Annotated in this window: 1 protein-coding gene; it reads right to left on the bottom strand. The window is 53.3% G+C overall.

Going from position 1 to position 523, the window contains the following annotated elements; all coding sequences use genetic code 11:
* Positions 1 to 144: 144 nt before the first annotated feature.
* Complete coding sequence (locus ACR0EL_RS22785; protein WP_170393262.1) at positions 145 to 423, bottom strand: hypothetical protein; 279 nt, start codon at positions 421 to 423, stop codon at positions 145 to 147.
* Between the last annotated feature and the right edge of the window lie 100 nt (positions 424 to 523).

The following is a 523-nucleotide window of genomic DNA, read 5'->3' as shown; positions in this document are numbered from 1 at the left end:
CGTCAATCTCAATGTCCTGGGCATCCCAGACTGCGCCGAACTGGGCACGCAGAAATTCGAACTCACCATCGTGAATAATCGGGTTCTGTTGGGCATATGCCGAAGCTGCAGTCAGGATTAGCGCGGGCAAAATGTGTTTCAGGGTCATTTCAAGCCTTTCGTTTGATCCAAATGCCCGGGCGTACCCGGAACGTCTGACAGCTTTGCTTCGATAGAGCTTCGCAAATCAGTAACGGTTTCCGCCAGATCCGCGAGGTACCGAGGGCGAACGCCCGTGTCGGAAAGAGGAGACTGTGCCAGCTCGGTCATCATCTCCTGATAGTCGAGGCAAATGCGGTCGAACTCACTGTCTTGGGCGCGCATGTTTCGCAGCAGAACGGAGGTTCCCGGGAATTGAGCGTCAAAGAAGTCTTCTTCGTCCATCCGCGTTGCCTTCGTGGAAATTGCTCATAAAGCATGCATTCCCTAGAATATGACTTGAACGTAAAAAGCCGCATGCTACCGTAGCACCATGGGGTCAAGC

The organism is Ruegeria sp. AH12 (assembly GCF_056541465.1).
Note: the sequence above shows the minus strand (reverse complement) of the source record. Positions and strands in the feature narration are given on the sequence as shown.